Annotated in this window: 22 protein-coding genes; 9 read left to right on the forward strand and 13 right to left on the reverse strand. The window is 63.9% G+C overall.

All coding sequences use genetic code 11. The annotated features are described in order from the left end of the window. Positions 1-140: 140 nt before the first annotated feature. The 3 genes from MnOB_RS01595 to MnOB_RS01600 all read right to left on the reverse strand — a co-directional run bounded on the left by MnOB_RS01595 (position 141) and on the right by MnOB_RS01600 (position 3,004). Complete coding sequence (locus tag MnOB_RS01595) at positions 141-767, reverse strand: helix-turn-helix domain-containing protein (protein WP_077521296.1); 627 nt, start codon at positions 765-767, stop codon at positions 141-143. Between the two features lie 3 nt (positions 768-770). After that, positions 771-932, reverse strand: a complete 162-nt coding sequence (locus tag MnOB_RS28975) for a hypothetical protein (RefSeq protein ID WP_199824426.1) — start codon at positions 930-932, stop codon at positions 771-773. Between the two features lie 173 nt (positions 933-1,105). Then, complete coding sequence (locus tag MnOB_RS01600; RefSeq protein ID WP_077521299.1) at positions 1,106-3,004, reverse strand: potassium transporter Kup; 1,899 nt, start codon at positions 3,002-3,004, stop codon at positions 1,106-1,108. A gap of 235 nt (positions 3,005-3,239) precedes the next feature. Between MnOB_RS01600 and MnOB_RS28725 the strand changes: the two genes are divergently transcribed. After that, positions 3,240-3,377 (forward strand): hypothetical protein, encoded by a 138-nt coding sequence (locus MnOB_RS28725; RefSeq protein WP_158713757.1) that lies wholly within the window; start codon positions 3,240-3,242, stop codon positions 3,375-3,377. A 455-nt stretch (positions 3,378-3,832) separates the two neighbouring features. Here the strand turns inward: MnOB_RS28725 and MnOB_RS01605 are convergent, their stop codons facing one another. The 3 genes from MnOB_RS01605 to mltA all read right to left on the reverse strand — a co-directional run bounded on the left by MnOB_RS01605 (position 3,833) and on the right by mltA (position 6,558). Next, positions 3,833-4,801 (reverse strand): sensor domain-containing diguanylate cyclase, encoded by a 969-nt coding sequence (locus MnOB_RS01605; protein WP_077521302.1) that lies wholly within the window; start codon positions 4,799-4,801, stop codon positions 3,833-3,835. A 75-nt stretch (positions 4,802-4,876) separates the two neighbouring features. Further along, on the reverse strand, positions 4,877-5,383 hold the full coding sequence (locus MnOB_RS01610) for a GNAT family N-acetyltransferase (RefSeq protein ID WP_077521305.1): 507 nt from the start codon (positions 5,381-5,383) through the stop codon (positions 4,877-4,879). Further along, a complete protein-coding gene (gene mltA, locus MnOB_RS01615) occupies positions 5,380-6,558 on the reverse strand; it encodes a murein transglycosylase A (RefSeq protein ID WP_077521308.1) in 1,179 nt (392 codons plus the stop codon). Before mltA ends, MnOB_RS01610 begins: the two co-directional genes overlap by 4 nt. A 156-nt stretch (positions 6,559-6,714) precedes the next feature. Between mltA and MnOB_RS01620 the strand changes: the two genes are divergently transcribed. From MnOB_RS01620 to MnOB_RS01635, 4 genes are all read left to right on the forward strand, one after another. Further along, positions 6,715-6,909, forward strand: a complete 195-nt coding sequence (locus MnOB_RS01620) for a hypothetical protein (protein WP_077521311.1) — start codon at positions 6,715-6,717, stop codon at positions 6,907-6,909. Between the two features lie 234 nt (positions 6,910-7,143). Further along, a complete protein-coding gene (ilvA, locus tag MnOB_RS01625) occupies positions 7,144-8,724 on the forward strand; it encodes a threonine ammonia-lyase, biosynthetic (RefSeq protein WP_077521314.1) in 1,581 nt (526 codons plus the stop codon). 240 nt (positions 8,725-8,964) lie between these two features. Further along, positions 8,965-10,575, forward strand: coding sequence for a 5-guanidino-2-oxopentanoate decarboxylase (locus MnOB_RS01630; RefSeq protein ID WP_077521317.1), 1,611 nt, complete (start codon positions 8,965-8,967; stop codon positions 10,573-10,575). A 187-nt stretch (positions 10,576-10,762) separates the two neighbouring features. Then, positions 10,763-11,788, forward strand: a complete 1,026-nt coding sequence (locus tag MnOB_RS01635) for a LacI family DNA-binding transcriptional regulator (protein ID WP_077521320.1) — start codon at positions 10,763-10,765, stop codon at positions 11,786-11,788. 93 nt (positions 11,789-11,881) lie between these two features. Here the strand turns inward: MnOB_RS01635 and MnOB_RS01640 are convergent, their stop codons facing one another. Then, positions 11,882-12,766, reverse strand: a complete 885-nt coding sequence (locus tag MnOB_RS01640) for a LysR substrate-binding domain-containing protein (RefSeq protein ID WP_234358189.1) — start codon at positions 12,764-12,766, stop codon at positions 11,882-11,884. A gap of 112 nt (positions 12,767-12,878) precedes the next feature. On the opposite strand from MnOB_RS01640, the gene MnOB_RS01645 reads away from it, so the two are divergent. Continuing rightward, a complete protein-coding gene (locus tag MnOB_RS01645) occupies positions 12,879-13,613 on the forward strand; it encodes a class II aldolase/adducin family protein (RefSeq protein ID WP_077521323.1) in 735 nt (244 codons plus the stop codon). An 821-nt stretch (positions 13,614-14,434) separates the two neighbouring features. Here the strand turns inward: MnOB_RS01645 and MnOB_RS01650 are convergent. From MnOB_RS01650 to MnOB_RS01670, 5 genes are all read right to left on the reverse strand, one after another. Then, on the reverse strand, positions 14,435-15,280 hold the full coding sequence (locus MnOB_RS01650) for an ABC transporter permease (protein ID WP_077521326.1): 846 nt from the start codon (positions 15,278-15,280) through the stop codon (positions 14,435-14,437). Positions 15,281-15,288: 8 nt separating this feature from the next. Beyond that, positions 15,289-16,125 carry an ABC transporter permease gene (locus tag MnOB_RS01655; protein ID WP_077521329.1) on the reverse strand — a complete coding sequence of 279 codons (837 nt, stop codon included), beginning with the start codon at positions 16,123-16,125 and terminating at the stop codon, positions 15,289-15,291. Between the two features lie 10 nt (positions 16,126-16,135). Then, entirely contained in the window at positions 16,136-17,251 is a 1,116-nt protein-coding gene (locus MnOB_RS01660) for an ABC transporter substrate-binding protein (protein ID WP_077521332.1), read from the reverse strand. Between the two features lie 86 nt (positions 17,252-17,337). Then, positions 17,338-18,429, reverse strand: coding sequence for an ABC transporter ATP-binding protein (locus tag MnOB_RS01665; protein WP_077521335.1), 1,092 nt, complete (start codon positions 18,427-18,429; stop codon positions 17,338-17,340). Between the two features lie 322 nt (positions 18,430-18,751). Then, on the reverse strand, positions 18,752-19,657 hold the full coding sequence (locus MnOB_RS01670; protein WP_077521338.1) for a LysR substrate-binding domain-containing protein: 906 nt from the start codon (positions 19,655-19,657) through the stop codon (positions 18,752-18,754). A gap of 153 nt (positions 19,658-19,810) precedes the next feature. On the opposite strand from MnOB_RS01670, the gene MnOB_RS01675 reads away from it, so the two are divergent. The 3 genes from MnOB_RS01675 (at position 19,811) to MnOB_RS01685 (ending at position 24,242) form a co-directional block, all read left to right on the forward strand. Beyond that, on the forward strand, positions 19,811-21,394 hold the full coding sequence (locus MnOB_RS01675) for a zinc-binding metallopeptidase family protein (protein WP_077521340.1): 1,584 nt from the start codon (positions 19,811-19,813) through the stop codon (positions 21,392-21,394). A 115-nt stretch (positions 21,395-21,509) separates the two neighbouring features. Next, the gene (locus MnOB_RS01680; protein WP_077521343.1) at positions 21,510-23,246 is read left to right on the forward strand and encodes an amidohydrolase; all 1,737 of its coding nucleotides are present in this window, start codon (positions 21,510-21,512) and stop codon (positions 23,244-23,246) included. 24 nt (positions 23,247-23,270) lie between these two features. Beyond that, positions 23,271-24,242 carry a CobW family GTP-binding protein gene (locus MnOB_RS01685; protein WP_077521346.1) on the forward strand — a complete coding sequence of 324 codons (972 nt, stop codon included), beginning with the start codon at positions 23,271-23,273 and terminating at the stop codon, positions 24,240-24,242. A gap of 314 nt (positions 24,243-24,556) precedes the next feature. On the opposite strand, the gene MnOB_RS01690 is transcribed toward MnOB_RS01685, so the two are convergent. Beyond that, positions 24,557-24,955, reverse strand: coding sequence for a hypothetical protein (locus tag MnOB_RS01690; RefSeq protein WP_077521444.1), 399 nt, complete (start codon positions 24,953-24,955; stop codon positions 24,557-24,559). Between the last annotated feature and the right edge of the window lie 141 nt (positions 24,956-25,096).

Below are 25,096 nucleotides of genomic sequence, written 5' to 3' on the forward strand. Positions count from 1 at the left end.
CACAGCTACAACAACTACCAGACACCGGTACAGCGCGAAGCGCTGGCTGGATAAACCTAAACCGGTGTCCAGTTTTACTTGACCACTTCAGGCTGGCACTGACGGTGGATCGATGAAGCCTGTCCTCCGCGATCCGGCGCTCAGTCGAGCCGTTCGGCGTAGGTGGTGACCAGGTAGGCCACCGCTTCGCTGTTGGAGGGGTTGCGGTAGGCGTGGGGCTGGTCGGCGTAGAACAGGATCGAGTCGCCGGTGGCGAGCAGGAAACGTTCTTCGTTCACGCTGATTTCCAGTACGCCCTGGGCGACCACCAGGTTTTCCTGGGTACCGGGGGCATGGCCGGGAGAGTCCTCGGTGGCCAGGCCCGCCAGGCGCAGTTCGTAGAACTCCACCTGGCGCGAGCAATCGAATGGGAACAGCGCGCGGCTGACGAAGCTGCCGTCGCCGTTCACCAGGCGCTTGCTCTGGCTGGCGGGCAACACCGAGACGCCGTCGAAGGCTCGGTCATCGAGAAATGCCGCCACCGAGACCTTCAGGCCCTGGGCGATCTTGCACAGGACCTTGATCGAGGGAACGCTGCGCCCGGACTCGATCTGCGCCAGCATCGCCCGGCTCACGCCGGAAACGCGGGCAAGACCATCCAGAGAGAGATTGCGCTTGGCGCGCAGGCGCAGCAGGTTGCTGGCGACGCGTTGGCCTACCGGGTCGTCTACGGCAGCGGCCGAGAGCAACACCTGGTCAACGGCGTCGACAGGTAGCGAATGACCCATGACTCACGCCTCGCGAATGCCGTTTTCCCGTTGTTGCTGAAGGAGCTGGAACGCCCCGTAACCGGCCCGGCAGGCATACATCGTCCACATCAGCTCAGCCATGCGGCGCGCTTGGCGGCGCGTGCGATAGCGGGCGAGGTCGATGACGTTGTCGGTGCGGTCCATGATGCAGCTCCTTGGGGAGTCCTGAGGGGTGACGGGGCTAGACTAGCCGTTCCTCTCTTAGACCGATAAATACTTAATTAGTATTTATTAATTCCTTTTGGAGCTATTTGGGCGGGGCTCCCAAAAACTGCGCGGGCCGCTGCGGGAATCAGTCCGCAGCGCCCGCAGTGGGATCAGATTTCGACCTGGGTACCCAGCTCGATCACCCGGTTAACCGGTAGCTGGAAGTAGCGCAGGCTGCTGTTGGCGTTCTTGTGCAGGAAGGCGAATAACCCTTCGCGCCAGAGCGACATGCCCAGACCCCGGGTGGGGATCACGGTTTCGCGGCTGAGGAAAAAGGTCGTGCGCATGGGGGTGAAGTCCAGGCCTTCCAGGCGACAGGCACTCAGGGCTTCCGGAACGTTGGGTTCTTCCATGAAGCCGAAATGCAGCAGCACCCGGTAGAACCCGCCGTCGTAGCGGGTGACTTCGAAGCGCTGGGCATCCTCGATACGGGGCGTATCGCGGGTCATGACCGTGAGCAACACCACCTGCTGATGCAGCACCTGGTTATGTAGCAGGTTGTGCAGCAGCGCATGGGGCACGGCGTCGGGGCTGGCGCTGAGGAACACCGCGGTGCCCTCGACACGGTGCGGCGGCTGCAGGCAGATGCTGTCGATGAAGCCGCGCAGGGGCAGGGCGGTTTCGTCGAGGCGTTCGATGAGGATGCGCTTGCCGCTCTTCCAGGTGGTCATCAGGACGAAGAGGATGACCCCGGCGATCACCGGGAAGGCCCCGCCCTGGAAGATCTTCGGCACGTTGGCACTGAAGAACAGCACGTCGACGAAAACGAATCCCAACAGCAACGGCACCGCCAGCCAGCGCGGTACGCGCCAGAGCAGCAGCATGACGGCCGAAACCAGCAGGGTGTCGATCAGCATGGTGGTGGTCACCGCCACGCCATAGGCCGCCGCGAGCGCGCCGGATGAGCCGAAGCCGATGACCAGCAACACGACGCAGGTCATCAATGCCCAGTTCACGACACCGACATAGATCTGTCCCTGCGCTGCACTGGAGGTGTGCTGGATCTGCATGCGCGGGATGTAGCCGAGCTGGATAGCCTGCTGGCTCAGTGAGAAAGCGCCGGAAATCACCGCCTGGGAGGCGATGATGGTGGCCAGGGTGGAGAGGCCGATCATGGGCAGCAGCGCCCATTCCGGGGCCAGCAAGTAGAAGGGGTTGCGGGCGGCCGCCGGATTGTCGAGCAGCAACGCGCCCTGGCCGAAGTAGTTCAGCACCAGGCCGGGCAGGACCAGGCTGAACCAGGCGCGGGCGATGGGCTTGCGGCCGAAGTGGCCCATATCGGCGTACAGGGCCTCGGCGCCGGTCAGGGCCAGCACCACTGCACCGAGGATGGTGACGCCAATGCCGGGGTGGGCCAGGAAGAAGTTGAAGGCCCACCAGGGATTCACCGCCTGGAGCACTTCGGGATGCCGGACGATGCCGTGAACGCCCAATACACCCAGCACCACGAACCAGACCACCATCACCGGACCGAAGAGAATGCCGATGCGCGCGGTACCGTGCTTCTGGATCAGGAACAGGCCTATCAGCAGCACCACGGTCACCGGTACCACCCAGTGGCCAAGGCCAGGCAGGGCGACATCCAGGCCTTCGACTGCGGAGAGTACGGAGATGGCCGGGGTGATCATGCTGTCGCCGTAGAACAGCGCCGTACCGAACAGGCCCAGCAGCACCAGCAGCCCGCTCAGTTTCGGGTACGCCGCCGTGGCGCGACGGGCCAGGGCGGTCAGGGCCATCACTCCGCCTTCGCCGTCGTTGTCGGCGCGCAGCATGAACATCACGTACTTCAGCGACACCACCCAGAGCAGCGACCAGAGCACCAGGGACAGGATGCCGTAGACGCCTTCCGGGTTGACCTGTACGCCGTAGTGGCCGGAGAACACTTCCTTCAGGGTGTACAGCGGGCTGGTACCGATGTCGCCGTAGACCACACCGGCCGCGGCCACAAGCAGGCCAAGCGAAGAATGTGGGCGAGCATGGGTGTGCTGCTCCAGGGCGTTGGAACTCATTGGATCACTCCTGGGGTGGGGCGTGGTGCGGATGTCGAAGGGCAAAGGATGAGGGCGCGAATCGCGTATGGCGGCTGGCCACAATGGGGAGGCAAGTATCCATTCTGGTTGGACCCAGCGGCGTAAAAAATGCGTAAAAAGTCAGCGCGCGACCGGTTGGCGCCCGCCGCTTGTAGAGGGGTTGGGGGCTTGTAAGCTGAATGTTGTAGTCGGTCGAATGAGTCGGAGGTGTGCAATGAGCGTCAATGCACTGGGCCTGATCGTCATGGGTTGCCTGTTCTTCGGTTGCATCGGCATGGTGCTGTGGGGCAACCGTCCGGAAATCAAGGAGTGGTTCGAGCACCATCATTGGCACTGGCCACGGTTCCACTGATGCAACGAACCAGCCCCTCTTTGGAGGGGCTGGGTCTTTCGGTGGGATGCGTCGCCCAGAGATGGTCCTTAAAAAGGACCGTCACGGTGCCAAGGCGCAATGAGGCACTTCATACCGTGACGGCCAAGCTCAAGAACGATGAGCAGCTCTAAAATGCATCTTTTTCGCATCTGGCGGTGTGCCACTAGTGCTGGCCAATCGACCGTAGAGCGCGTGCTGTATCCAGATACCGTGCCCGCCGATGACAGCCCTCATCCGAACGCGGCCCGCCCCGGCCCCTCTCCCAGAGGGCGAGGGGGGACTCCCGGCTCACCTTCGGCACAGTCCTGTGGGGGCGAATTCATTCGCGAAATGGCGAGGCACGGAGCCAACTCGCTGCATTGCCCGTAGGAGCTGGCTTGCCAGCGAATGCCCCCTTTTCGCTAGCAAGCTAGCTCCTACAAGGCTATTGGACTTCATTCGCCAACCAGGGCGGTGGCCGTGCTGCTCCAGTGGGCCGACTCCAGGCGATTGCGGCCGCGTTGCTTGGCCTGGTACAGCAGCCGGTCGACGGCCTGGATGAAGGGCAGGGGCGGCTCGTCATGGCGGGGTACCACGGTGCCGACGCCCAGGCTGATGGTGAGCAGTGAGGCGATGCTGGATTTCTCGTGAGGAATGCACTGCTCGCGGATCAACTTGCGGCAGCGCTCGGCCACCTGGCGGGCTGCGGGTTCGTCGGTACCCGGGAGGATCAGGACGAATTCTTCGCCACCGAAGCGGGCGACGAAGTCACGGGGGCGGATGGCCGCATTCATCAGTGCGCGGCCGACGCTCTTCAGGCAGTCATCGCCCTGGATGTGGCCGTAGTGGTCGTTGTACTGCTTGAAGTAGTCGATATCGAGGAGGATCAGCGACAGCGGCTCGCCCGTGCGCTGGGCGTTGGCCCATTCCACGTCGAGCATCGAATCGAACATGCGCCGGTTGGCTACGCCAGTCAGGCCATCCTTGTAGGAATACTCTTCCAGCTGCTTCTGCAGGTCGATGAGCTGCTGCTCGGCCTTCTTGCGCTCGCTGATGTCGAACATGAAGCCGATCAGCGCTTCCACCTCACCGTCGGCATCGCGCATGACATGCACCACGTCGCGAATCCAGACGTAGCCCCCGGTGGTCGTCAGCGCCCGGTAGTCCGCTTCGTGATCGGTACCTGCCTGGGACTGGGAGACGCAGAAGGCGACGACCGCGTCGCGATCGTCCGGGTGCATGCGTTCCGCCCAGTCGTTGACCGTGACCCAGCTCGACGGGGTCCAGCCCAGCAGCTCTTCGATCTGCGGGCCGATGTAGGCGAAGGTCATGGTCTTCCAGTCGATCTTCCAGGGGATCGCCCGGGTGGATTCCAGCAGGGCCTTGTAGACCTCCTGGGTGGTGGATTCGCTGTTGTCGCTCATGGCTGCCCCCGTACTGGCCGACTCGGTTGGCGCCTTCCCTTGCGCAAAGCCTTCTTATACCGAATCGAGCGCCGCTCAGGCAGTGGCTTCGAACGCGACGTGGTAGCTGACGTCGCCTACAGGCCACTCACCGCTGAAGGACAGGGACTGGAAGTACTCCGCCGGCACACCGGGCAGCACCAGGCCTGGCCGTACAACGAAGCCGAAGCGGCTGTAGTAGGCGGGGTCGCCCAGCAGAACGCAGCCTTGCGCGCCCAGTTCCCGCAGCGCTGCCAGGGCCGCGCCCATGAGTCGCGAGCCGATGCCCGTGCCTTGGCGCGCCGGCGCCACGGAGATCGGACCCAGGCCGTACCAGTGCTGGGCGCCGGAGGAAATGGTCACCGGCGAAAGGGCCACATGGCCGACGATCTCACCGTTCTCCTCCGCCACCAGCGAAATCGACAACTGCCCGGCCCGGCGCAAGGCATTGACGATGAACTGCTCGGTGCCGCTGCTGTGCGGGGCGCTGGCGAACGCCGTGGCAGTAAGGGCCTCGATGGCCGGGATGTCGGCGGGTATTTCCGTGCGGATGCCGAGACTCATGATTTGCCTCCTTGAACCTGTGTTGCGGCCGAACCGGGCAGCGGAACGCCCTTGGGCCAGAGCAGCCAGATCTGCCCTTGCTGTTTCATGTTGCCCGCCAGTTCACCCGCTTCGGCGCCAGTGCCCCAGAACAGGTCTGCGCGCACTTCGCCGGCAATGGCGCCACCGGTGTCCTGGGCGGCGACCGGGCGGGTCACCGGGCTGCCATCGGGGCGGGTGGTGGAGAGCCAGAGCAGGCTGCCGAGCGGGATTACCTTGCGGTCGATGGCCACGCTGTAGCCGGCGGTAAGCGGCACGTTGAGCGAGCCACGCGGACCTTCGTTGCTGTCCGGGTTGAGGCCGAAGAACACGAAGCTCGGGTTGCTCGCCAGCAGTTCCGGCACCCGCTGCGGGTTGGCTTTCGCCCAGTCGCGAATCCTGCCCATGCTGACCTCTTCCTGCTTCAACTGGCCCTGTTCCACCAGCCAGCGGCCCACCGGTCGATAGGGGTGGCCGTTCTGGTCGGCGTAACCGATGCGCAGTTGCCGGCCGCTCTCCAGCTGGATGCGTCCGGAGCCCTGGATCTGCAGGAATTGCAGGTCCATCGGGTCGGCCAACCAGGCCAGGACAGGCGCCTTGACGCCCTGGGTGCGGATGGTGGCGGCATCGTCATAGGGTTTGAGCACGCGGCCTTCCAGGCGGCCGCGCAGGCGTTTGCCCTTGAGTTCCGGATAGAGGCTGTCGAGGGCGACCACGATCATGTCTTCGGGAATTCCGTAGACGGGAACGGGCGTCTGCTCGCTGTGTTCCTGGCTGCCGGCATAGACCGGCTCGTAATAGCCGGTGATCAGGCCCTGCGGGCTGTTGCGCGCGTTGCGCAGGCTGTAGACCTCCAGCTGCGCCTTGAGCCAGGTGCGGATGGCGGCCGGGTCTTGCGGCACTTGCGCGGCGCTGCTGCAGGTAGCCGACCAGACCGGGTCCTTGGCCAGGCGTGCACAGGCCGAGCGCCAGGCACTGAAGCCTGCGATGACGTCGGCGTCGCTGCTGGCGGGGAGTTCTTCCCAGGTCGCCTTGGTGTAGGTGTCGACCTTGGGCGGCTCGGGCTTGGTGGGTTCCTTGTCGCAACCGGCGAGCAGGGAGAGCAGGGCGGCGACGCACAGCGCCAGCCGGCCCCGGCGGTAGAGAGGGGCAATCACGTCGTGATGTTCCTGATGAGCGATTCGAGGGCGGTAGCTTGGTGAATGGCGCTGGCAACGTCAAATTGGGCAGACCGAAGCATTGATCCAAGCCACTGAAATCAAAGAGAAATATTCATCTAATAGGGTGCACACAGATTCTCTGGAGCCTTTGGTGTGACCCGTACCGTTAGAAACTTCCGCAAGACCCTGGACGCCGTGGCGATGAACAACGAGGACGCTGCCCTGGCGGTGATGCGCGCGGCTGATCGCATTGGTGACGCCGTGCTGAAGGAGCAGCTGTTCAATGTGATCCAGCGAATGAACCAGGACGCGGCCGAGCTTCGGATGGTGCGTGACCATGTCTCCTGACGGTGCGGTTATCGGACTCTTCCTTTTTTCTTTAGTGCATTTTCTTCTTGACCTGTAGGACTGCGGGCCTCTAGATTGCCCGCCATGACTCAATTCCCTTGGTTGTCCGGCCCCGCGATTATTACCGCCATTCCAGCAGTGGCGGGTTAGCCGACGACCAAACAGAAACCCGCCCTCGAGGCGGGTTTTTTCCTTCTGTCTCCTGGGCGCCAAGATCGAAACCAGGAGCCCAGCATGACCACCTTCACCACCCAACCCGCCGAACGACTCACCGAGCGCCCGCTGGATGAGCGCGAAAGCCTTCTCAAGCACTACGTGCGCAAGATCCTCGCCGCGCCGGTGTACGACGTGGCTATCGAAACGCCCCTGCAGCCTGCGCGACAACTGAGCGAGCGCCTTGGCAACCAGGTATTGCTCAAGCGTGAAGACTTGCAGCCGGTGTATTCCTTCAAGATCCGTGGCGCCTACAACCGCGTGGTGCAGTTGAGCGCTGAAGAGCGTGCGCGCGGCGTGATCGCTGCTTCGGCGGGCAACCACGCCCAGGGCCTGGCCTTGGCGGCGCGGGAGCTGGGGGTGGCGGCGACCATCGTGATGCCGCGCACCACCCCCGAGCTGAAGGTGCAGGGCGTGCGTTCCCGGGGCGGCAAGGTGGTGCTGCACGGCGATGCCTTCCCCGATGCGCTGGCCCACGCGCTGGAACTGTCGGCGGAGCAGGGGCTGACCTTCGTGCCGCCCTATGACGACCCGGATGTGATCGCCGGACAGGGCACCGTCGCCATGGAAATCCTCCGCCAGCATGCCGGCCGCCTGGACGCCATCTTCGTGCCCGTGGGCGGCGGCAGCCTGATCGCTGGCATCGCCGCCTATGTGAAATACCTGCGACCCGAGGTGAAGGTGATCGGCGTCGAGCCGGAGGACTCCAATTGCTTGCAGGCCGCAATGGCCGCCGGGGAAAGGGTGGTGCTGAACCAGGTCGGGCTGTTCGCCGATGGGGTGGCGGTGGCGCAGATCGGCGCGCACAACTTCGAGGTCTGCCGGCATTTCGTCGATGAGGTGCTGACCGTGAGTGCGGACGAGATCTGCGCGGCGATCAAGGACATCTACGACGACACCCGTTCCATCACCGAACCCGCCGGCGCGCTGGCCGTGGCCGGGATCAAGAAGTACGTGGAACGCGACGGCGCCAGCGGCCAGACGCTGGTGGCCATCGATTCGGGCGCCAACGTCAATTTCGACCGTCTGCGCCATGTGGCCGAGCGTGCCGAACTGGGGGAGAAGCGCGAAGCGATCATCGCGGTGACGCTGCCGGAGCGCCCCGGCTCGTTCAAGGCCTTCTGCGAGGCGTTGGGACGGCGGCAGATCACCGAGTTCAACTATCGCTACAACTCGGGTGACGAGGCGCACATCTTCGTCGGCGTGCAGACCCATCCGCTCAACGATCCTCGCGCGGCCCTCGTGGGAAGCCTGCAGGAGCAAGGTTTTCCGGTGCTCGACCTGACCGAGAACGAACTGGCGAAGATGCATGTTCGCCACATGGTCGGGGGTCGCGCTGCGTACATCGGCGAAGAGCGGCTGTTCCGCTTCGAATTCCCTGAGCGTCCGGGTGCGCTGTTCAACTTCCTCAACAAGCTGGGCGGGCGCTGGAATATCACGCTGTTCCACTACCGCAATCACGGTGCCGCCGATGGCCGTGTGCTGGCCGGACTGCAAGTGCCAGAGGACGAGAACCACCTGATCTTTGAGGCCCTGGACGAAATCGGCTATCCGTACTGGGAAGAAAGCGACAACCCGGCCTGCAGGCTGTTCCTGGGCTGATGCACAGTCGCCCTCCACACCCTGTGGGGGCGATTTCAATCGCCAAGCAGACCGCAGGTCTGCCCTGAGATGTTGAAGGGGCAACGTCGTTGCCCTTGGCGAATGAATTCGCCCCCACAACCCAGTTCCCAACTTGGCAGAAAGACCTCGTCAGACAATTCCGACAAAAGCGATGTTAACGCTAACAATCTGGTGTTAGAGTGCCCTCCATTCGTTGACTGATCCTTTGGAGGACTGCCCATGTTGACCTGCGGAGAACTGCTGGTTGAGCTGCTGGAAGGCTTTGGCGTGGATACCGTGTTCGGTATCCCTGGCGTGCACACGGTGGAGCTGTATCGCGGCCTGCCCAATACCGCTATCCGTCACGTGACCCCGCGCCACGAGCAGGGTGCAGGCTTCATGGCCGATGGTTACGCCCGCGTGTCCGGCAAGCCGGGCGTGTGCTTCATCATCACCGGCCCGGGCATGACCAACATCACCACCGCCATGGGCCAGGCTTACGCCGACTCCATTCCGATGCTGGTGATTTCCAGCGTCAACAACACCGAACAACTGGGCATGGGCGGTGGCCGTCTCCACGAGCTGCCATCCCAGCGCAACCTGGTTTCTGGCGTCGCTGCCTTCAGCCACACCCTGATGCGCCCCGACGAGCTGCCCGATGTACTGACCCGTGCCTTCGCCGTATTCAATGGCGCGCGCCCGCGTCCGGTACACATCGAGATTCCGATCGACGTCATCACCGCTCCGGCCGACCATGTGCGTCGCAAGCTGGGCGCGCTGCCGAGCCGTCCCGGCCCCTGCCAGGACGCCATTGCCCGCGCTGCCGAGATGCTCAAGGGCGCCAAGCGTCCGCTGGTCCTGCTGGGTGGCGGCTGTGCCGACGCCGGCGCCGAGGCCCAGCGTCTGGCCGAAGCGCTGGATGCGCCGACTGCTTACACCATCAACGCCAAGGGCGTGCTGCCCAAGGGGCATCCGCTGGCGCTCGGCTGCAACCAGGCTTGGGTGCCGGTGCGCCAGATGGTGCTTGAGTCCGACGTGGTGCTGGCCATCGGCACCGAGCTGGGCGAGACCGACTACGACGTGGTGTTCGACGGCAACTTCCGTATCGAGAGCCAGCTGATCCGCATCGACATCGACGCCGAGCAGCTGAACCGTAACTACCCGGCCGATATCGCCATCCTCAGCGACTCCCGCAAGGCCATGGCTGCCCTGGCTGATGCCCTCGGCACCGGCGCTGCCTTCAACGCCGACAGTGCCGGCTCCAAGCGCGCTGCAGCCGTGCGTGCCGAGCTGGATGCCCAATGGCCAGAGACCTGGAACGGCCAGCGCAAGGTTCTGGAAACCCTGCAGCAGACCCTGCCGGACCTGATCGTGGCGGGCGACTCGACCCAGCCGGTGTACTCCGGCAACCACCTGTTCGAAGCCACCCGTCCGCGTAGCTGGTTCAACTCCGCTACCGGTTACGGCACCCTGGGCTACGGCCTGCCGGCGGCCGTGGGTGCCAAGCTGGCTGCGCCGGATCGCCCGGTCATCGCCCTGATTGGCGACGGCGGCATCCAGTTCACCCTGCCGGAACTGGCCTCAGCGGTGGAAGCCGGCGCACCGATCATCGTGCTGCTGTGGAACAACAGCGGCTATGGCGAGATCAAGCGCTACATGAAGAACCGTGACATCCCCACCATCGGCGTTGACATCTACACCCCGGACTTCCAGGGCCTTGCCCGCGCCTTCGGCTGCAACGCCGAGAAGGCCGAAAGCCTGGAACACCTGGCCGAGTTGCTGAAGACCGCCGCCAAGGCTGATCGCCCGACAGTGATCGAGGTGTGGGAGCACTCGGAGTTCCTGGCCTGACCCAGGCGAGGTCTTCGTTCTTCTGTAGGGGCGAATTCATTCGCCAGGGGCAGCGCAGCTGCCCTCGTCGAGCCGGCAGGGCGAACCTGCGGTCCGCTTGGCGATTGAAATCGCCCCTACAGTTGCGTGCTTCATACGACGCCGATAGGGATAATGCGCCTCCCTGAACACGGCGCCAGAGGCCAGGATGTCGACCAAGAGCAAACCCACCCTGCACGACGTCGCCCAATTGGCCGGGGTTTCCGGCATGACGGTGTCGCGAGCGCTGAGCAAGCCGGACATGGTTTCCGAGCGGACCCGGCAGAAGGTCGAGCAGGCGGTTCGCGAACTGGGTTACGTGCCCAACCTGGCGGCCAGCCAGTTGGTGACCCGGCGCAGCGGCATCATCGGTGCGCTGATCACCACCATCACCAATCCCATCCTCGCGGCTACCATCGAAATCCTCCAGCAAGGGCTGGCGCGAGCCGGTTACCACCTGCTGATTGGAGAAACCCGCTTCTCCCAGGAAGAGGAAGGCAAGCTGCTGCGCGCTTTTCTCGGGCGCCAGCTGGACGGGCTGATCCTCGCCTATGGCTACCACGCCCCGGAAACCCTGGAGCTGCTGCAAGCCACGGATATCCCCCTGATCGAGCTCTGGGACCTGCCGGAAGGCGACGTGCCGCGCACGCCCGTGGGGCAGGTCGTGGGCTTCTCCAACTGGTCGGCGGGTGCGGCTGCCGGGCGCCACCTGGTGGAATGCGGATATCGCAAGCCGGCATTCTTCGGCTACGACGACGAGCGTGAGAACCTGCGCTTCGCCGGCTTTCGCCAGGCCGTGCAGGATGGACTCGGTATCGAACCCTTGCGCCTGAACACGTCGCCCGTACCGCATATCGATGACGGTGTGGACGTGATTCAGCGCTTCGCTCGTGGCGAGATTGAATGCGATGGCGCCTTCTTCACCAACGACATGCCCGCCATCGGCGCGCTCTTCACCTGTCAGCGCCTGGGTATCCGAGTGCCGGACGAACTGGGCATCTGCGGCTTCGGTGACCTGCCCATTGCCCGCGTGGCCACGCCGTCACTCACCAGCGTGCGAATCCCCGCTGAGCGGGTAGCCAATGCGACGGTCGAACTGCTCTGTCAGCGCATCGCCGGTGAAGAAAAGTGGGACGCACTGGTGGATGTAGGCAGCGAACTGGTGGCGCGGGAGTCGACCGCGCTGCGGCATTGATTCGGCGCCAAACTGCTCTTCTGTAGGGGCGAATTCATTCGCCAAGGGCGAACCTGCGGTCCGCTTGGCGATTGAAATCGTCCCCACAGGGAGTCAACGCAATAGCCAGTCGGCGAACGCCCGAACCTTGGCATCCCGGCATCCCTCCGGCACCACCAGGTAATAGTCGCCGCAGAGCAAGGGTTCCGGACTGGCGATCACCAGCCGACCCGCTTCCACTTCCGGGGCAACGAAGTAACGCGGCAGCACGGTGATGCCCAGGCTGTGCACGGCAGCATCAAGGACGAACTGGAAGTGCTCCAGGCGCTGGCCGGGCAGGGCGTCGATTTCCCTGGGTGACAGACCGGCGCTTTGCAGCCAGAGCTGGGTGGAAGATTTGCCCTGATCCGCGAGAGCGCTGTGGTGGAGCAGGGGATAGCGCAGGATGTCTCTCCGTTCATTTACCGGGCCATGGCGCTCCAGCAGTTCCGGGGTGCAGACCGCGACCATTTCGCCGCCCATCAGCAGCTGGGCTTCGAACCCCGGCCAGTTGCCGTCACCGAAAAGAACAGCCAGGTCGAAACCTTCCAGTTGTTCATAGAGACGGTGCAGGTCATTCATCACCTGCAGCTCGATCTCGGGATGCAACTGCCCATAAGCCTTCAGCTTCGGCAATAGCCAGCGAGTGGTGAGGGAGGGTTCCGCGCCGACACGCAATCGCCCCGAGTGCCTGGCACTGGTGCGCTGGGTGGCGGCTTCGAGCTGATCCAGGAGGGGGCTGATTTCCTCCACATAGCGACGACCGTCTTCAGTCAGTAGCAAGCGTTGGCGAACCTTCTCCACCAGGGGGCGGCCAAGCATCTCTTCAAGGTTCTTGATCTGCCGGCTGACGGCGCCCTGGGTCAGGCTGAGTTCCTCTGCCGCACGGGTGACACTCATGTGCCGGGCGAAGGCGGCGAAGCAGGTGAGGGAGATCATGCTGGGCAGAAGTCGGCGCATGGAGGTTCATTACGAAATGGAATGAGTGGCGGGAGGATAAATCGATATCTCATGGCCAACAAGCGGACCTAGTCTGCCTGCCTCGACAACCAGATAGCCTGCGGGAAACCCGATGAACACCACAGAACAACAACTGCGAACCGACCTTGCCGCCGCCTACCGCCTGCTGGATCTGAATGGCTGGAGCGACCAGGTCTTCACCCACATCTCGGTACGCCTGCCGGGGGACGATCCGGCATTCCTGATCAACCAGTACGGCTTGCGTCCGGAGGAGGTCAGCGCTTCCAACCTGGTGGCGATCGATGTCGACGGCAGCAAGCTCGATGCCCATTCACCGGAAGTAAATCCAGCCGGTTTCACCATTCACAGTGCCGTCCACATGAACCGCCATGACGCGGTGTGCGTGATGCATACCCACACCATGGCTGGCATGGCGGTCGCCGCACTGGAAGAGGGCCTGCTGCCGCTGAACCAGACCAACATGACCTTCTACGATCGGGTCGCCTACTACGACTACGAGGGTGTGCCGCTGGACCTGGAAGTCCGCGGCCGTATCGTCGCCGCGCTGGGCAGCAGCAAGGCCCTGATCCTGCGCAACCATGGCCTGCTCACGGTGGGTCGCAGCGTCGCCGAGGCCTACTTCCTCATGTACTACCTGAACCAGGCCTGCGAGATTCAGCTGGAGGCGATGAAGACGGGCCGGCCGCTGATCATCCCTGACCACGAGGCCTGCGAATTCACCGCGCGCCAGTTGAACAATGACCGTTACCACCTGGAGAGCGTCGACCTGGTCTGGCAGGCGGAATTGCGCCGGCTGGATCGTATCGATACGTCGTTCCGTAACTGACGGCGGGCTTTGCTCCTTGTGGGGGCTAGTTCATTCGCCAAGGCAGCGCAGCTGCCCGCGCAAGCCAGAAGGGCGAACCTGCGGCTCGCTTGGCGATTGAAATCGCCCCTACAGGGTTTCGAGATCGCCGGATGGCATGGCGTTTCCGGCGCGAGTCACTCCTCTCATGCGGGAGAGGGGCCGGGGGCGAGGGAAATATCCGGCCGGCTCCGACTACCCAGGCGCCGCCCAGATTCGCGAGCAAGCTCGCTCCTACAGTTGGATTCCTTGTAGGGGCGAATTCATTCGCCAAGGGCGGCGAAGCTGCCCCATCGGGGGTTGAAGGGCGAACCTGCGGTTCGCTTGGCGATTGAAATCGCCCCTACAGGGTTCGGCCTCACCGGGTGGCATAGCGTCTCCGGCGCGAGTCACCCCTCTCCTGCGGGAGAGGGGCCGGGGGTGAGGGGGCTGGCAGGCCGGCTCCGACTTCCCAGGTTCGCGAGCAGAGCTCGCTCCTACGGTCCATGCCCCCACAAGGTTTCGAGATCGCCGGATGGCATGGCGTATCCGGCGCGAGTCACCCCTCTCCTCGGGGAGAGGGGCCGGGGGTGAGGGCGCTAGCCGGCTGACTCCGACTACCCAGGTGCCGCCCAGGTTCGCTTGCAGAGCTCGCTCCTACGATCGATTCCTTGTAGGGGCGAATTCATTCGCCAAGGGCAGCGAAGCTGCCCCCTCAAGGTTCGAAGGGCGAACCTGCGGTCCGCTTGGCGATTGAAATCGCCCCTACAGAGTCACCACCTTCCAGCACAAAAAAGCCCGGATCAAGTCCGGGCTTTTCCGTATCAGGCCGGCGCAGTCGCCGCTCTGGTCGTGGCCTCCCTGGCCTTGCGATCTGCCAGGTACTGCAACAGCAACCGCGCGCAGAGCACCAGCAGCGTCACCCCGATCAGCAGCACGGAGATGGCTGCCACGCTCGGGTCGACGTTGTCCCGCAGGCCGCCCCAGATGCGGCGGGGCAGGGTGTTGACGTCGACGCTGGTGATGAACAGGGTCACCGCCACTTCCTCCCACGACAGCGCAAAGCTGAGCAGGGCGGTGGAGGCGATGCCCAGCTTGAGGTTCGGCATCACCACCAGGAAGGTGGTCTGCATCAGACTGGCGCCGAGGTTACGCGAGGCCAGTTCAATGCGGCGGTCGATCTGGCTCAGTGCGACCAGCATGGTCACCACACCGTAGGGCACCACCATCACCACGTGGGCGATGATCACGCCAGGAATGGTGTCGTAGCCGAAACCGGGAGCGATGCGGCCGAGGTTGGTCTCCATGAAGTACAGGACCAGCGCCGAGATCACCGGCGGAATCGCCATGGGCAGCAGTACCAGGCCGATCAGCACGGTGGCCAGGCGAGAGCGCAGATACCAGATGCCGAGGCTGAAACTGACCGCCAGGGCGGTGGCGATCAGGCTGGTGGCGAAGGCGATGCCGAGGCTCTGGAGGATGCTCGCCATCCACTCCGGGTTGCCCAGCAGGGCTTCGTAGTGGCGCAGCGACCAGTTGCCGTTGGGCATCGACAGGTAGCGCTTGCTGGTGAATGACACCGGGATGACCGTCAGCAGCGGGAACAGCATGAAGGCCATGGCCACGGTGGCGAGCAGGCGGGTGGAAAGGCCCGTTTTATGTGTATTCATGATTGACCTCAGCCCACCAGGCGGTTGACACGGGTTATGCGCAGCAGCAGCCAGATCAGGGCGCTGACCAGGGCCAGCAGCACCACGCTGAGTGCGGCCCCCAGGCCCCAGTTACTGGTCTGGAACATCTGCAGGAAGACGTACTCGGCGATCATCACCGTCTGGCCACCGCCCAGCAGCACCGGCGTGATGAAGAAGCCCAGGCAGAACACGAAGACCATGATGAAGGCGCCCAGCAGGCCCGGTACGGTCTGCGGCAGTAGGACTTGCCAGAAGGTGCGCAGGGCACCTGCGCCGAGGCCGCGGGAGGCCAGCAGCACGCGCTGGTCGAGCTGACGCATGCTGGAAAGCAGCGGGAACAGGGCGTAAGGCACCATGAAATGGAGCATGCCGATCACCACGCCGGTTTCATTGCGGGTCAACTGTAGCGGCGAGTCGATGAGGCCGAGGCCCATCAGGCCACCGTTCAGTACGCCGTTGCTGCGCAGGGCGATCAGCCAGCCGAATGCCCGGACCAGTACCGAGATCCAGAACGGGATGAAGATGCAGATCTCCACCATGCGTTGCCAGAACGGTGGACTGAACACCCAGCAGTAGGCCAGCAGATAGCCGATGACCAGCGCCAGGGTGCTGACCGTCAGGCACAGGCGCAGCGTGCGCCAGAGCATGTCGTGGATGGCGGGATCGGTGGCGATGCGCTGGTACTGCTCGATACCGGGCTCCGGCAGGGTGAAGCTCCAACCCACCACGCCGAGGAACGGCAGCAGGTAGAAGACCAGCAGCAGCAGGGGCAGAGGGATCAGCAGCAGGCTGCGCTCCAGGTTGGCGGAGTGGGTTGTGCTCATGCGCGGCGGCTCACTTGGAAAGGTGGGTCAGGTACTGTTCCAGGGTGGTGGCGTAGTTGTCCGCGTACCACTCGGTGTTGAGGAAGATCTGCTTCTTGAAGTTCTCCTCGGACGCGCAATCCGCCTCGCGCTGCTCCGCCGTCATGAGCTTCTGGGTGGCGCCGTTGGACGGGCCGTTACCCAGCAGTTCGAAGAGCTTGAGCTGGCCTTCCGGCTGCAGTGCGTGCTGGATGAAACGCATGGCTTCCTGGCTGCCGGCCGGGTTGTCCGAAAGCACGGCCCAACTGCTGGCGTTGAGGAACGCATTGTCGTAGCCCCAGCGGATGCGGCCTTCGCTGTCTTCGGCGAGCAGCTTGGCGCGAGTGCTCCAGATGGCGCCCATCGATACTTCGCCTTCGATCATCAGCTGCTGGCTTTCCGCGCCGGAACTCCAGAACGACAGGACGTGGGGCTTGAGTTCGTCGATCTTGCGCAGGGCGCGCGGGACGTCCAGCGGGTAGAGCTGCTCGGCCGGTACGCCGTCGGCCAGCAGGGCGGCTTCCAACATGCCGTTCATCCACTTGTAGAGGGTGCGCTTGCCGGGGAATTTCTCCACGTTCCAGAAATCGGCCCAGCTGGTCGGACCCTGGTCGCCGAATTGCTCGCTGTCCCAGGCCATCACGTAGCTGAACAGGTAGCCGGCGATGCCGTGGTCGTGGGACTGGCCGGGGGCGACCTGGCCACGCTGGATGACGCTGTAGTCCAGCGGCTGGAGGATCTTGTCGCGGCCGAGGGTCATGGCGCTGTAGCTGTCCACGTCGACGACGTCCCAGCTCGGCTTGCCACTGGCCAGCTGCGAGCGGATGGCACCTTCGGTGGGGCCGGCGCCGTCGATGCGAACCTGAATGCCGGTGCTCTTGCTGAAGCTGTCGGTCCAGGAGCGGCGGAAGGCGTCCAGGGCATCACCGCCCCAGTTCACGACTACCAGCGGCTTGCCGTCGGCGGCCCAACTGATACCGCTGCGCATGGCGAGCGGCGCGGCTGCCAGCAGGCCCATGGCCTGGATGAAGGTGCGGCGGTTGATCTGGCCGTTACGGGCTTTCTCGATGAGGACTTCGATGCAGTCGCGCTGATGTTCCTGGCTCATGGGCAATTCCTCGCGTGGCCCGCCCTTTGGGGCGCGGCCGATTGTTGTTGTAGGGAAGCGCAGTGGAAAAAGGTGCGTCTCGGTACTCAGGCGTCGAGCAGGAAGCTGCGCTGTACCGGCCAGCTCAGCCATACCGGTGTGCCGCTGGCCAACTGGGCGCCGGGGTGGTTACCGGGTACCGCCAGGTTGATGGCCGGGGCGTCCTGGCCCAGTTTCAGCGCTAGGTGGGTACTGGCGCCCTGGTAGACCTTTTCGGTGAGGTGCGCGGCGACGATGTTGTGCCCGCTGAGTTCGGGGCGTTCGGTATGCAGGTCCATGTGCTCGGGGCGTACCGCCAAGAGCTTCGGTTGATCGCCCAGTGCCTGGGGGGCGGCGGCGTGCAACTGGTTGTCGCCACAGCGGCCGCTGGCGTTGGTGCCGTTGCGGGTCAGGTCCTCCAGGGGGAAGAGGTTCATCTTGCCGAGGAACTCGGCGACGAAGCGGCTGTTGGGCCGGTCGTAGATGTCTTCCGGGCTGTCGACCTGGGCCAGGCGGCCCTGGTTGAAGATGGCGATGCGGGTGGAGAGGGCTAGCGCCTCGCCCTGGTCGTGGGTGACGAAGACGAAGCTGGTGCCCACCTGGCGATGGATGCGTTGCAGCTCGGCCTGGAGCTGTTCGCGCAGGTTCTTGTCCAGCGCGGAGAGGGGTTCGTCGAGCAGCAGCAGGTCCGGCTCGAAGACCAGCGCGCGGGCAATGGCGACGCGTTGCTGCTGGCCACCGGACAGCTCGGCCGGCTTCTTCTTCATGTGTGCGCCGAGGCCCACCACTTCGAGAATGTGCTTGACCTTGCGCTGGCGCTCTTCGGCCTTTACGCCACGAATGCGCAGGGGATAGGCGACGTTGTCTTCCACCGACATGTGCGGGAACAGGGCGTAGCCCTGGAAGACCATGCCGAAGTTTCGCTTCTCGGCCGGACGGCGGCTGATATCTACGCCGTTCTCCATGAGTTGGCCGGCGCTGGCTTCGAGGAAGCCGGCGAGGATCATCAGGAGGGTGGTCTTGCCTGAACCCGACGGGCCGAGGAGGGTGAGGAACTCACCCTGGCGGATGTCCAGGTCGATGCCGTCCAGGGCGGTGAAATGTCCGTACTGCTTCCTGATCCCCTGGGCGCTGAGCTGGATGGCCTGACTGCTTGGCACGCTGGTTACTCCCCTTGTTGTGCTGGGACTCGCAAATGGGTCCCGGATTGGGCGTTTTGGCCATTATTGTCAAAGGCAGCGCTACATCAATGGAATTATTTCGCCCTTAATGTTTAGTTTTTTTGGACATTCCCAGGACGAAAATGGGGCGCGTCTTTGCCGGTGGCACAGCGGCGGTGCGCGCGGCGCACCCTACGGCCAGACCGAGTTCCAAGGTGGTCGTGTGGGAGCGATTTCAATCGCGAATAAATTCGCTCCCACAGGTGCATGCTGGGGTGACCGGTGACCCGTAGGGTGGGCTTCAGCCCACGCAGGTACCGGCTCAGCGGTGTTCGTGCCAGATCTGTGTAGAGGCTTGCAGCTGTGTCTTCACCCAGTTGCTGAAGGCTTGTACAGCCGGGCGTTCGGCCTTCTGCGGGTCGGCTACCAGGTAATAGCCACGATGGGAGTCGATGGCGATTTCGAATGGACGCACCAGCAGGCCACGAGCCAGGGCGTCGCCGCTGATCAGGTTGTCGCCCATGCCGACGCCCTGAGCGGCAATGCACGCGGACTGCGCGCAGTGGGCATCGGAGAAGACGATGCCGGTGCCGGCATCCACGCTGGAGGCACCGGCGGCGGCGAGCCAGACCCGCCAGTCGCTGTAGTCGCTCATGTGCAGCAGCGGGAATCCGGCCAGTTCCTGCGGGTTCTTGAGGCCGCCCATGGCGTTGATCAGGCGCGGACTGCACACGGGGAAAAAGCGCAGGGCGACGATCTGCTCCACCGACATGTCGGGCCAGTCGCCGATGCCGTAGGCGACGAATAGGTCGACGTTGGCGTTGCTGACATCATCCGGCGTGCGCGGCGAAATCAGTTGCAACTGGACTTGTGGGTACTGGCGCAGGAAGCCGCCGATGTGATGACACAGCCAGTAGGTGGCGAAGCCGGGGTTGCAGCTCACGCTGAGGCGCCCGGAGATTTCCTGGTCATCCAGGCGCCGGCTCGCTTCCTCCAGGTTGGAAAGGATGCGGTGGACCTCCCGGGCATAGCGTTCGCCGCGGTAGGTGAGGCCGATGCCGCGACCGATGCGCTCGGTCAGGGTGAAGCCAAGACTCTCTTCCAGGCTGCTGATCTGGTGGCTGATGGCGCTGCGGGTCAGGTTCAGCTCATGGGCGGCGGCGGACACACTGCCCAGACGGGCGACGGCGTCCAGGGCGCGCAAGGCGGTCATCGAGGGGAAGCGCATGGCAGCTCCGGAATACTGGTGTGAGGTGAAAATATCTAAACATTAGTGGCGAAATAAATCGATTGTTGTATCGCTCGACTCAACAATACTAGGGCCAGCCCACCGCTGGCCCTGCACGGACGGGCCCGGTCATATCATCAAGGAACCTCCTTTATGCACGAGCCCAAGCAATTCGCCCTGGAATGGGTGGCGCAGCAGCAAAAGACCCTTTCGGACTGGCACCAGGTCATCTGGCATTACGCGGAACCGGCATTCCGCGAGTACAAGTCCTGCGCCTGGTACGTCGAGTTGCTGCGCAAGGAAGGCTTCGAGGTGGAAGAGGGCAGCGGTGGCATGCCCACGGCGTTCTGCGCCACCTTCAAGAACGGCGAAGGCCCGGTGGTTGCGACCTATGGCGAGTACGATGCCGTGCCCGGCAACTGCCAGGCCGCAACGACCCGCAAGATGCCGCGTGACGGGCTATCGCGCTTCGCTCCCGGCCATACCGACCCGCATTCGGCGCTGGGCATCAGTGCCCTCGGTGGCCTGCTGGCGGCCAAGGCGGCGATGCTGGAGCACGGTATCCAGGGCACCCTGAAGTTCTTCGGCGAGCCGGCGGAAAAGCTGCGCGCCTCCAAGCCGGTGCATGCTGCCAAGGGCTATTACGACGATATCGACGCGGCCATCAGCTTCCACCCCACCTACATGCTGCCGCTGAACAACACCACCACCTGGGATACCCATTGCGGTATCGCCTATGCGTACATCTACACCTTCACCTGCGATGAGCCGCAAAACTGGATCGCCTCGGACAAGTACAGCCCGATTCCGCAGAACCATCTCGCGGCCCGCGCACCGGGTGCCAACGATGCGCTGGTGCATTTCTATACCCTGAACGAAAGCCTGCGCCGTTCCACGCTGCCGTTCACTGGCCTGTGGAGCTACAACGAGGCCATTCTCACTGCTGGCCAGGCGACTGCGGACAACCTGCCGCCGCACATTTCGCAGATCCAGTACCTGCTGCGCTGCGATTCCATCGAGCAGGCCGAGACCATTGCCCAGGTGATGGACAACAACGCGGCCGCCACCGCTATGGCCACCGGTTGCCAGTGGAAGAAGACCTGGGTGTGCAAGTCCCGTGGCGGCTTGCCCAACCATGTGATGGCCCAGGCTACCTACGACAACCTGGCGCTGGTCGGCGCTCCGCGTTGGGGTAATGAAGCGATCGAGATTGCCCAGGAAATCCAGGCCAACCTCGGCCTGGAACCCATGGAAAAACCCTTCCTGCCGGCAACCGAAGAACTGATCGAGCCGCAGGAGTGCGAGCGCCAGATGCGCCTGCAGATGCCGGCGTGGCAGAAGCACCTGACCTCCGACGACTACCCGGAATACACCTGGCATTGCCCGACCGTGCGCCTGCTGGTGGCGCGGCCGATGCTCTCGGCGCCGGCTGGCTACACCTATCCCGATTGGGTGGCCAACGCCCTGGGCGGCATTCGCCAGACCATCGACCCGATGATCCAGGTGGCGGCCAAGACCATCGCCGCGACCCTGGTGGACCTGCTGACCCGTCCGGACCTGCTGGCTGCAGCGCGCGCCGAGTTCGTCGAGCGCACCGGTGGCGGCATCGGCGGCAGTCGCTGGCAAGCGCCGCTGCTGCCGAAGGATTTCCAGGCGCCGCACCGCTATCGCTGGCCGGAGTACATCCGCACCGTGCGCGGTGAAGAGTGGTGGATTCCCGCCCGCGACGACGAATGAAGCGACGGCGCGCCTGCGAACCGGGCGCGCCCTCATCACGACTCCAACGATTCAAGACTGACTCTGCCAAGACGGGTGGAAAGCCCGCGCTTATTCCGAAGAAGGTGTCACTGCCATGGGTAACCCCACCGATTACCGCTCCAGTAACGTTCCAGGCCCGACCGGTGCTGCCGATCTGGTGCTGACCAACGGCCGCATCTACACCGTGGACGAGGCCAATTCCTGGGCTGAAGCCGTGGCCATTCGAGGCGGGCGCTTCGTCGCGGTGGGGGCAACCTCCGACATGGCCAGCCTGATCGGTCCGCGCACCCAGGTGCTGGACCTCAAGGGCCGTTTTGTCATGCCCGGCATCTACGACATGCACACCCATCCGGACCTGAAGCTGGCCCCCGGCTATGCGGGCTATCTGGAAGTGGGCGTGGAAGATCCGACCCCGGAGCAGGTGCGCCAGTCGATCCTCGACTATGCGGCGGCCCACCCCGGTGATGGTTGGGTGTACGGGCAGTACTTCGTCCGCTACACCTTCCGCCAGGCCGGCCTGGTGCCTGATCGCCACTGGCTGGACAGCGTCCTGCCAGATCGTCCGGTGGCCATCCTCGACCGCTCCTGGGGCTGCATGATGGTCAACTCCCGCGCCCTGGAAATGGCCGGTATCGATGCCGACACAATGGACCCGCGCCATGGTTACATCGAGCGCGACAGCGTCACCGGCGAACCCACCGGCATCCTGGTGGACGGCGCCTATGCGCTGATGCACGCCGCCATGCCGCCCACCCCGCAACACGCGCTGAAGCGCGCCTACCGCGAGGGCGTCTGGTTCCAGAGCGGTCATGGCGTGGTGGGCACCAAGTTCGTTCACGTCTGCGAACATCGCCTCAATGCCCTGAAAACCATCGACCAGGCCGGTGAGCTGTCGGTCCGGGTCGAGGCCGCCATCAGCTGGCAGGACGACATCTTCCCGGTGAAGCGCCGCTGGGAGCTGCTGGCAGGGGAGCGCCACTACTACCGCAGCGCCCGACTCAACGCCAACGCAGTGAAGTTCCACTTCGACGGCACCCACGAATCCCGTTCGTCCTACCTGTCCAGCGCCTGGCCGGGTGATGCCAGCTGGCGTGGTCACCTCAACCTGACCCCGGAGCACATCACTGACATGGTGGTGGACATGGATCGCAGGGGCATCCGCGTGATCGCCCACTGCACCGGTGACGGCGCATCCGACCTGTTCCTCGACGCAGTGGCTGAAGCCCGCCGGCGCAACGGCTATAGCGGCGTGCGTCACCAGTGCGCCCACAGCACCACGTTGCTGGATGCCAACCTGCCGCGCTTCGCCGAGCTCAATGTCACTGCCGAGTTCTCGCCGGTGGGCTGGTTCCCGTCCTCTTTCGCCAACGCCCGCGCGGTGTTCGGTGAAGACCGGATGCAGCGCGCCTACAACTTCAAGGGTGTTCTGGAGCACGGCGGTGTGGCGGTCATGGGTACCGACTGGCCGGTGTCCAGCATCAACCCCTGGATCGGCTTCGAGGCGATGGTTACCCGCGAGAATCCCTATGGCGATGAAGAAGGGCGCTTCTACGGCAACCCCATCAGCCTGGAACAGGCCATGCGCGTAATGACTATCAACGGCGCCTGGTGCATGGGCATCGAGGACAAGGCCGGCTCCATCGAAGTGGGCAAATCCGCCGACCTGATCGTGCTCGACCGCAACCTCTTCGAAGTGGAGCCCAAGGGCAACATCCACAACACCCAGGTGCAGCTGACCCTGCTGGAAGGCGAGGTAACCTGGGACCGCCATGGCGAATTCGACGACACCAGCCATGTCGCCACCTGGCGCTTCGAGCTGCCGAACTTCTGATGTAAACGGCCAGGAGACAAGCCCTTGAGCAGACTCGCCCCCATTCCCGTGACCCTGGTCTCGGGCTTTCTCGGCGCCGGCAAGACCACCTTGCTGAACCGCATCCTCAACAGCGACCACGGCCTGCGCATGGCGGTGATGGTCAATGACTTCGGTGCGATCAACATCGACAGCGAACTGATCGTCAGCCAGACCCAGACGACGGTGAGCCTGGCCAATGGCTGCATCTGCTGCACCGTCGAAAGCGACCTGATCGAGCAGTTGGGGCGACTCCTGGACGACCGCACCAATCGCCCCGAGTACATCGTGATCGAGGCGAGCGGCGTGTCGAACCCGAGCAAAATCGCCAACACCCTGCGCTACCCGCAATTCAGGGATGCCCTCGCCATCGACAGCATCCTGACGGTGGTGGATGCCGAGCAGTTCGAGTCCCTGGATGGCGAGATGGCACAGCTGGCGATGGAACAGCTGGATGTGGCCGACATCATCGTCCTGAACAAGGTCGACCGGGTCAGCCGCGACCAGCTCGACGCGCTCAAGGCGCGCTGGCTGTATCCCAATGCCCGGCTCCTGGAAAGCGAGTACGGCGACGTCCCGCTGGAACTGGTGCTGGGAGTAGGGCGCTTCAAGGCGGGGTGGAGCTTCCGTCCAGCTGCCGTCACGGCGGCTCCGGCAGTGGCGAGCCTGAAGGAGGAGGATCACTCGGCGCTCTTCGAGACCTGGAGTTTCGCCAGTGAGCGGCCGATGTCGCTGAAAGCCCTGCGCCAGGCGCTGGCGGCCTTGCCGGCAGATATCTACCGCGCCAAGGGGGTCTGCCAGATCGCCGAAGCGCCGGGCAAGCGTTGCATCCTGCACCTGGTGGGGAGCCGAAGTGAAATCCTGCCGGAATCAGGTTGGGAGGGCAGGGAGCCCAGTACCCAGCTGGTGTTCATCGGTAAACGTGGGGCCATCGATGCTGCGCAGATGCAGGCGACTTTCGAGAAGTGCGTGGCCTGAGCTCATGCACCATTGGGATGACTGTCGGACTAGCAGGATGAAGCCAACCCGGTAGGGTGCGCCGTGCGCACCGGAGGTTTGACCTGGCGCCGAAGCTGATCCTGAAGTCGGTGCGCGCAGCGCACCCTACGGTCCAGACCGAGCTAAAGAGGTCAGGTCCTCGGGGTTGGATTCGTCCCTGCAAGCGCGGCGGCGCCCACCTGAAAGTGAGCTTTCCGGACCCCCAAAAGAAGAAGGCGCCACAGGTGGCGCCTTCTGCCTTTCGAGGAACTGCATACATCGTGATTGCCTGCCTCTGAACGGGTGCTCCGGAATCAGCTGATGCGGTTGGCGCCAGTGCGGTCTGCACCACCTTCGGCTACGCGGAAGGCATTGGTACGGTCGGAGCCACTTTCTGCAACATCGAAGCCCTTGGTGCGATCGGAGCCGCCTTCAGCAACATCGAAGCCTTTAGTGCAATCGGAACCGCCTTCGGCAACATCGAATCCTTTGGTGCGATCAGAACCACCTTCGGCAACCCGCAGGGACTGGGAACGGTCGGAGCCGTTTTCAGCGATGCGGTGGGCGCCAGTACGGTCAGCACCGCTTTCGGCGACGCGGTTGATGGTGGTGCGGTCGGAACCCCCTTCAGCGACAACGGTACCCTGGGGCAGGGCAAAAGCAGTGGCGGACAGGCTGGCGATGAACAGGCTGGCGAGGATTTGCTTTTTCATTTTGGGCACCTTGGTGAGGGGGGTGGTGTTCGTCTGTGGGGCCCATGTTACTGATGTGATTTCGATGAAGAAGTGATCGTCGATGATGGTTGCCATCGATGTCAGTGATAGTTATTTAAGTTAAATAAAAACAAAGCGTTA

Source organism: Metapseudomonas resinovorans (assembly GCF_002003485.1).
In the GTDB taxonomy this organism is placed as follows: domain Bacteria; phylum Pseudomonadota; class Gammaproteobacteria; order Pseudomonadales; family Pseudomonadaceae; genus Metapseudomonas; species Metapseudomonas resinovorans_D.

Bases quoted from the DNA above. Each gene is read 5' to 3' on its own strand.
- MnOB_RS01595 (WP_077521296.1), bottom strand. From the start codon at position 767: ATGGGTCATTCGCTACCTGTCGACGCCGTTGACCAGGTGTTGCTCTCG.
- MnOB_RS28975 (WP_199824426.1), bottom strand. From the start codon at position 932: ATGGACCGCACCGACAACGTCATCGACCTCGCCCGCTATCGCACGCGC.
- MnOB_RS01600 (WP_077521299.1), bottom strand. From the start codon at position 3,004: ATGAGTTCCAACGCCCTGGAGCAGCACACCCATGCTCGCCCACATTCT.
- MnOB_RS28725 (WP_158713757.1), top strand. From the start codon at position 3,240: ATGAGCGTCAATGCACTGGGCCTGATCGTCATGGGTTGCCTGTTCTTC.
- MnOB_RS01605 (WP_077521302.1), bottom strand. From the start codon at position 4,801: ATGAGCGACAACAGCGAATCCACCACCCAGGAGGTCTACAAGGCCCTG.
- MnOB_RS01610 (WP_077521305.1), bottom strand. From the start codon at position 5,383: ATGAGTCTCGGCATCCGCACGGAAATACCCGCCGACATCCCGGCCATC.
- ilvA (WP_077521314.1), top strand. From the start codon at position 7,144: ATGACCACCTTCACCACCCAACCCGCCGAACGACTCACCGAGCGCCCG.
- MnOB_RS01630 (WP_077521317.1), top strand. From the start codon at position 8,965: ATGTTGACCTGCGGAGAACTGCTGGTTGAGCTGCTGGAAGGCTTTGGC.
- MnOB_RS01635 (WP_077521320.1), top strand. From the start codon at position 10,763: ATGTCGACCAAGAGCAAACCCACCCTGCACGACGTCGCCCAATTGGCC.
- MnOB_RS01640 (WP_234358189.1), bottom strand. From the start codon at position 12,766: ATGCGCCGACTTCTGCCCAGCATGATCTCCCTCACCTGCTTCGCCGCC.
- MnOB_RS01645 (WP_077521323.1), top strand. From the start codon at position 12,879: ATGAACACCACAGAACAACAACTGCGAACCGACCTTGCCGCCGCCTAC.
- MnOB_RS01650 (WP_077521326.1), bottom strand. From the start codon at position 15,280: ATGAATACACATAAAACGGGCCTTTCCACCCGCCTGCTCGCCACCGTG.
- MnOB_RS01655 (WP_077521329.1), bottom strand. From the start codon at position 16,125: ATGAGCACAACCCACTCCGCCAACCTGGAGCGCAGCCTGCTGCTGATC.
- MnOB_RS01660 (WP_077521332.1), bottom strand. From the start codon at position 17,251: ATGAGCCAGGAACATCAGCGCGACTGCATCGAAGTCCTCATCGAGAAA.
- MnOB_RS01670 (WP_077521338.1), bottom strand. From the start codon at position 19,657: ATGCGCTTCCCCTCGATGACCGCCTTGCGCGCCCTGGACGCCGTCGCC.
- MnOB_RS01675 (WP_077521340.1), top strand. From the start codon at position 19,811: ATGCACGAGCCCAAGCAATTCGCCCTGGAATGGGTGGCGCAGCAGCAA.
- MnOB_RS01680 (WP_077521343.1), top strand. From the start codon at position 21,510: ATGGGTAACCCCACCGATTACCGCTCCAGTAACGTTCCAGGCCCGACC.
- MnOB_RS01690 (WP_077521444.1), bottom strand. From the start codon at position 24,955: ATGAAAAAGCAAATCCTCGCCAGCCTGTTCATCGCCAGCCTGTCCGCC.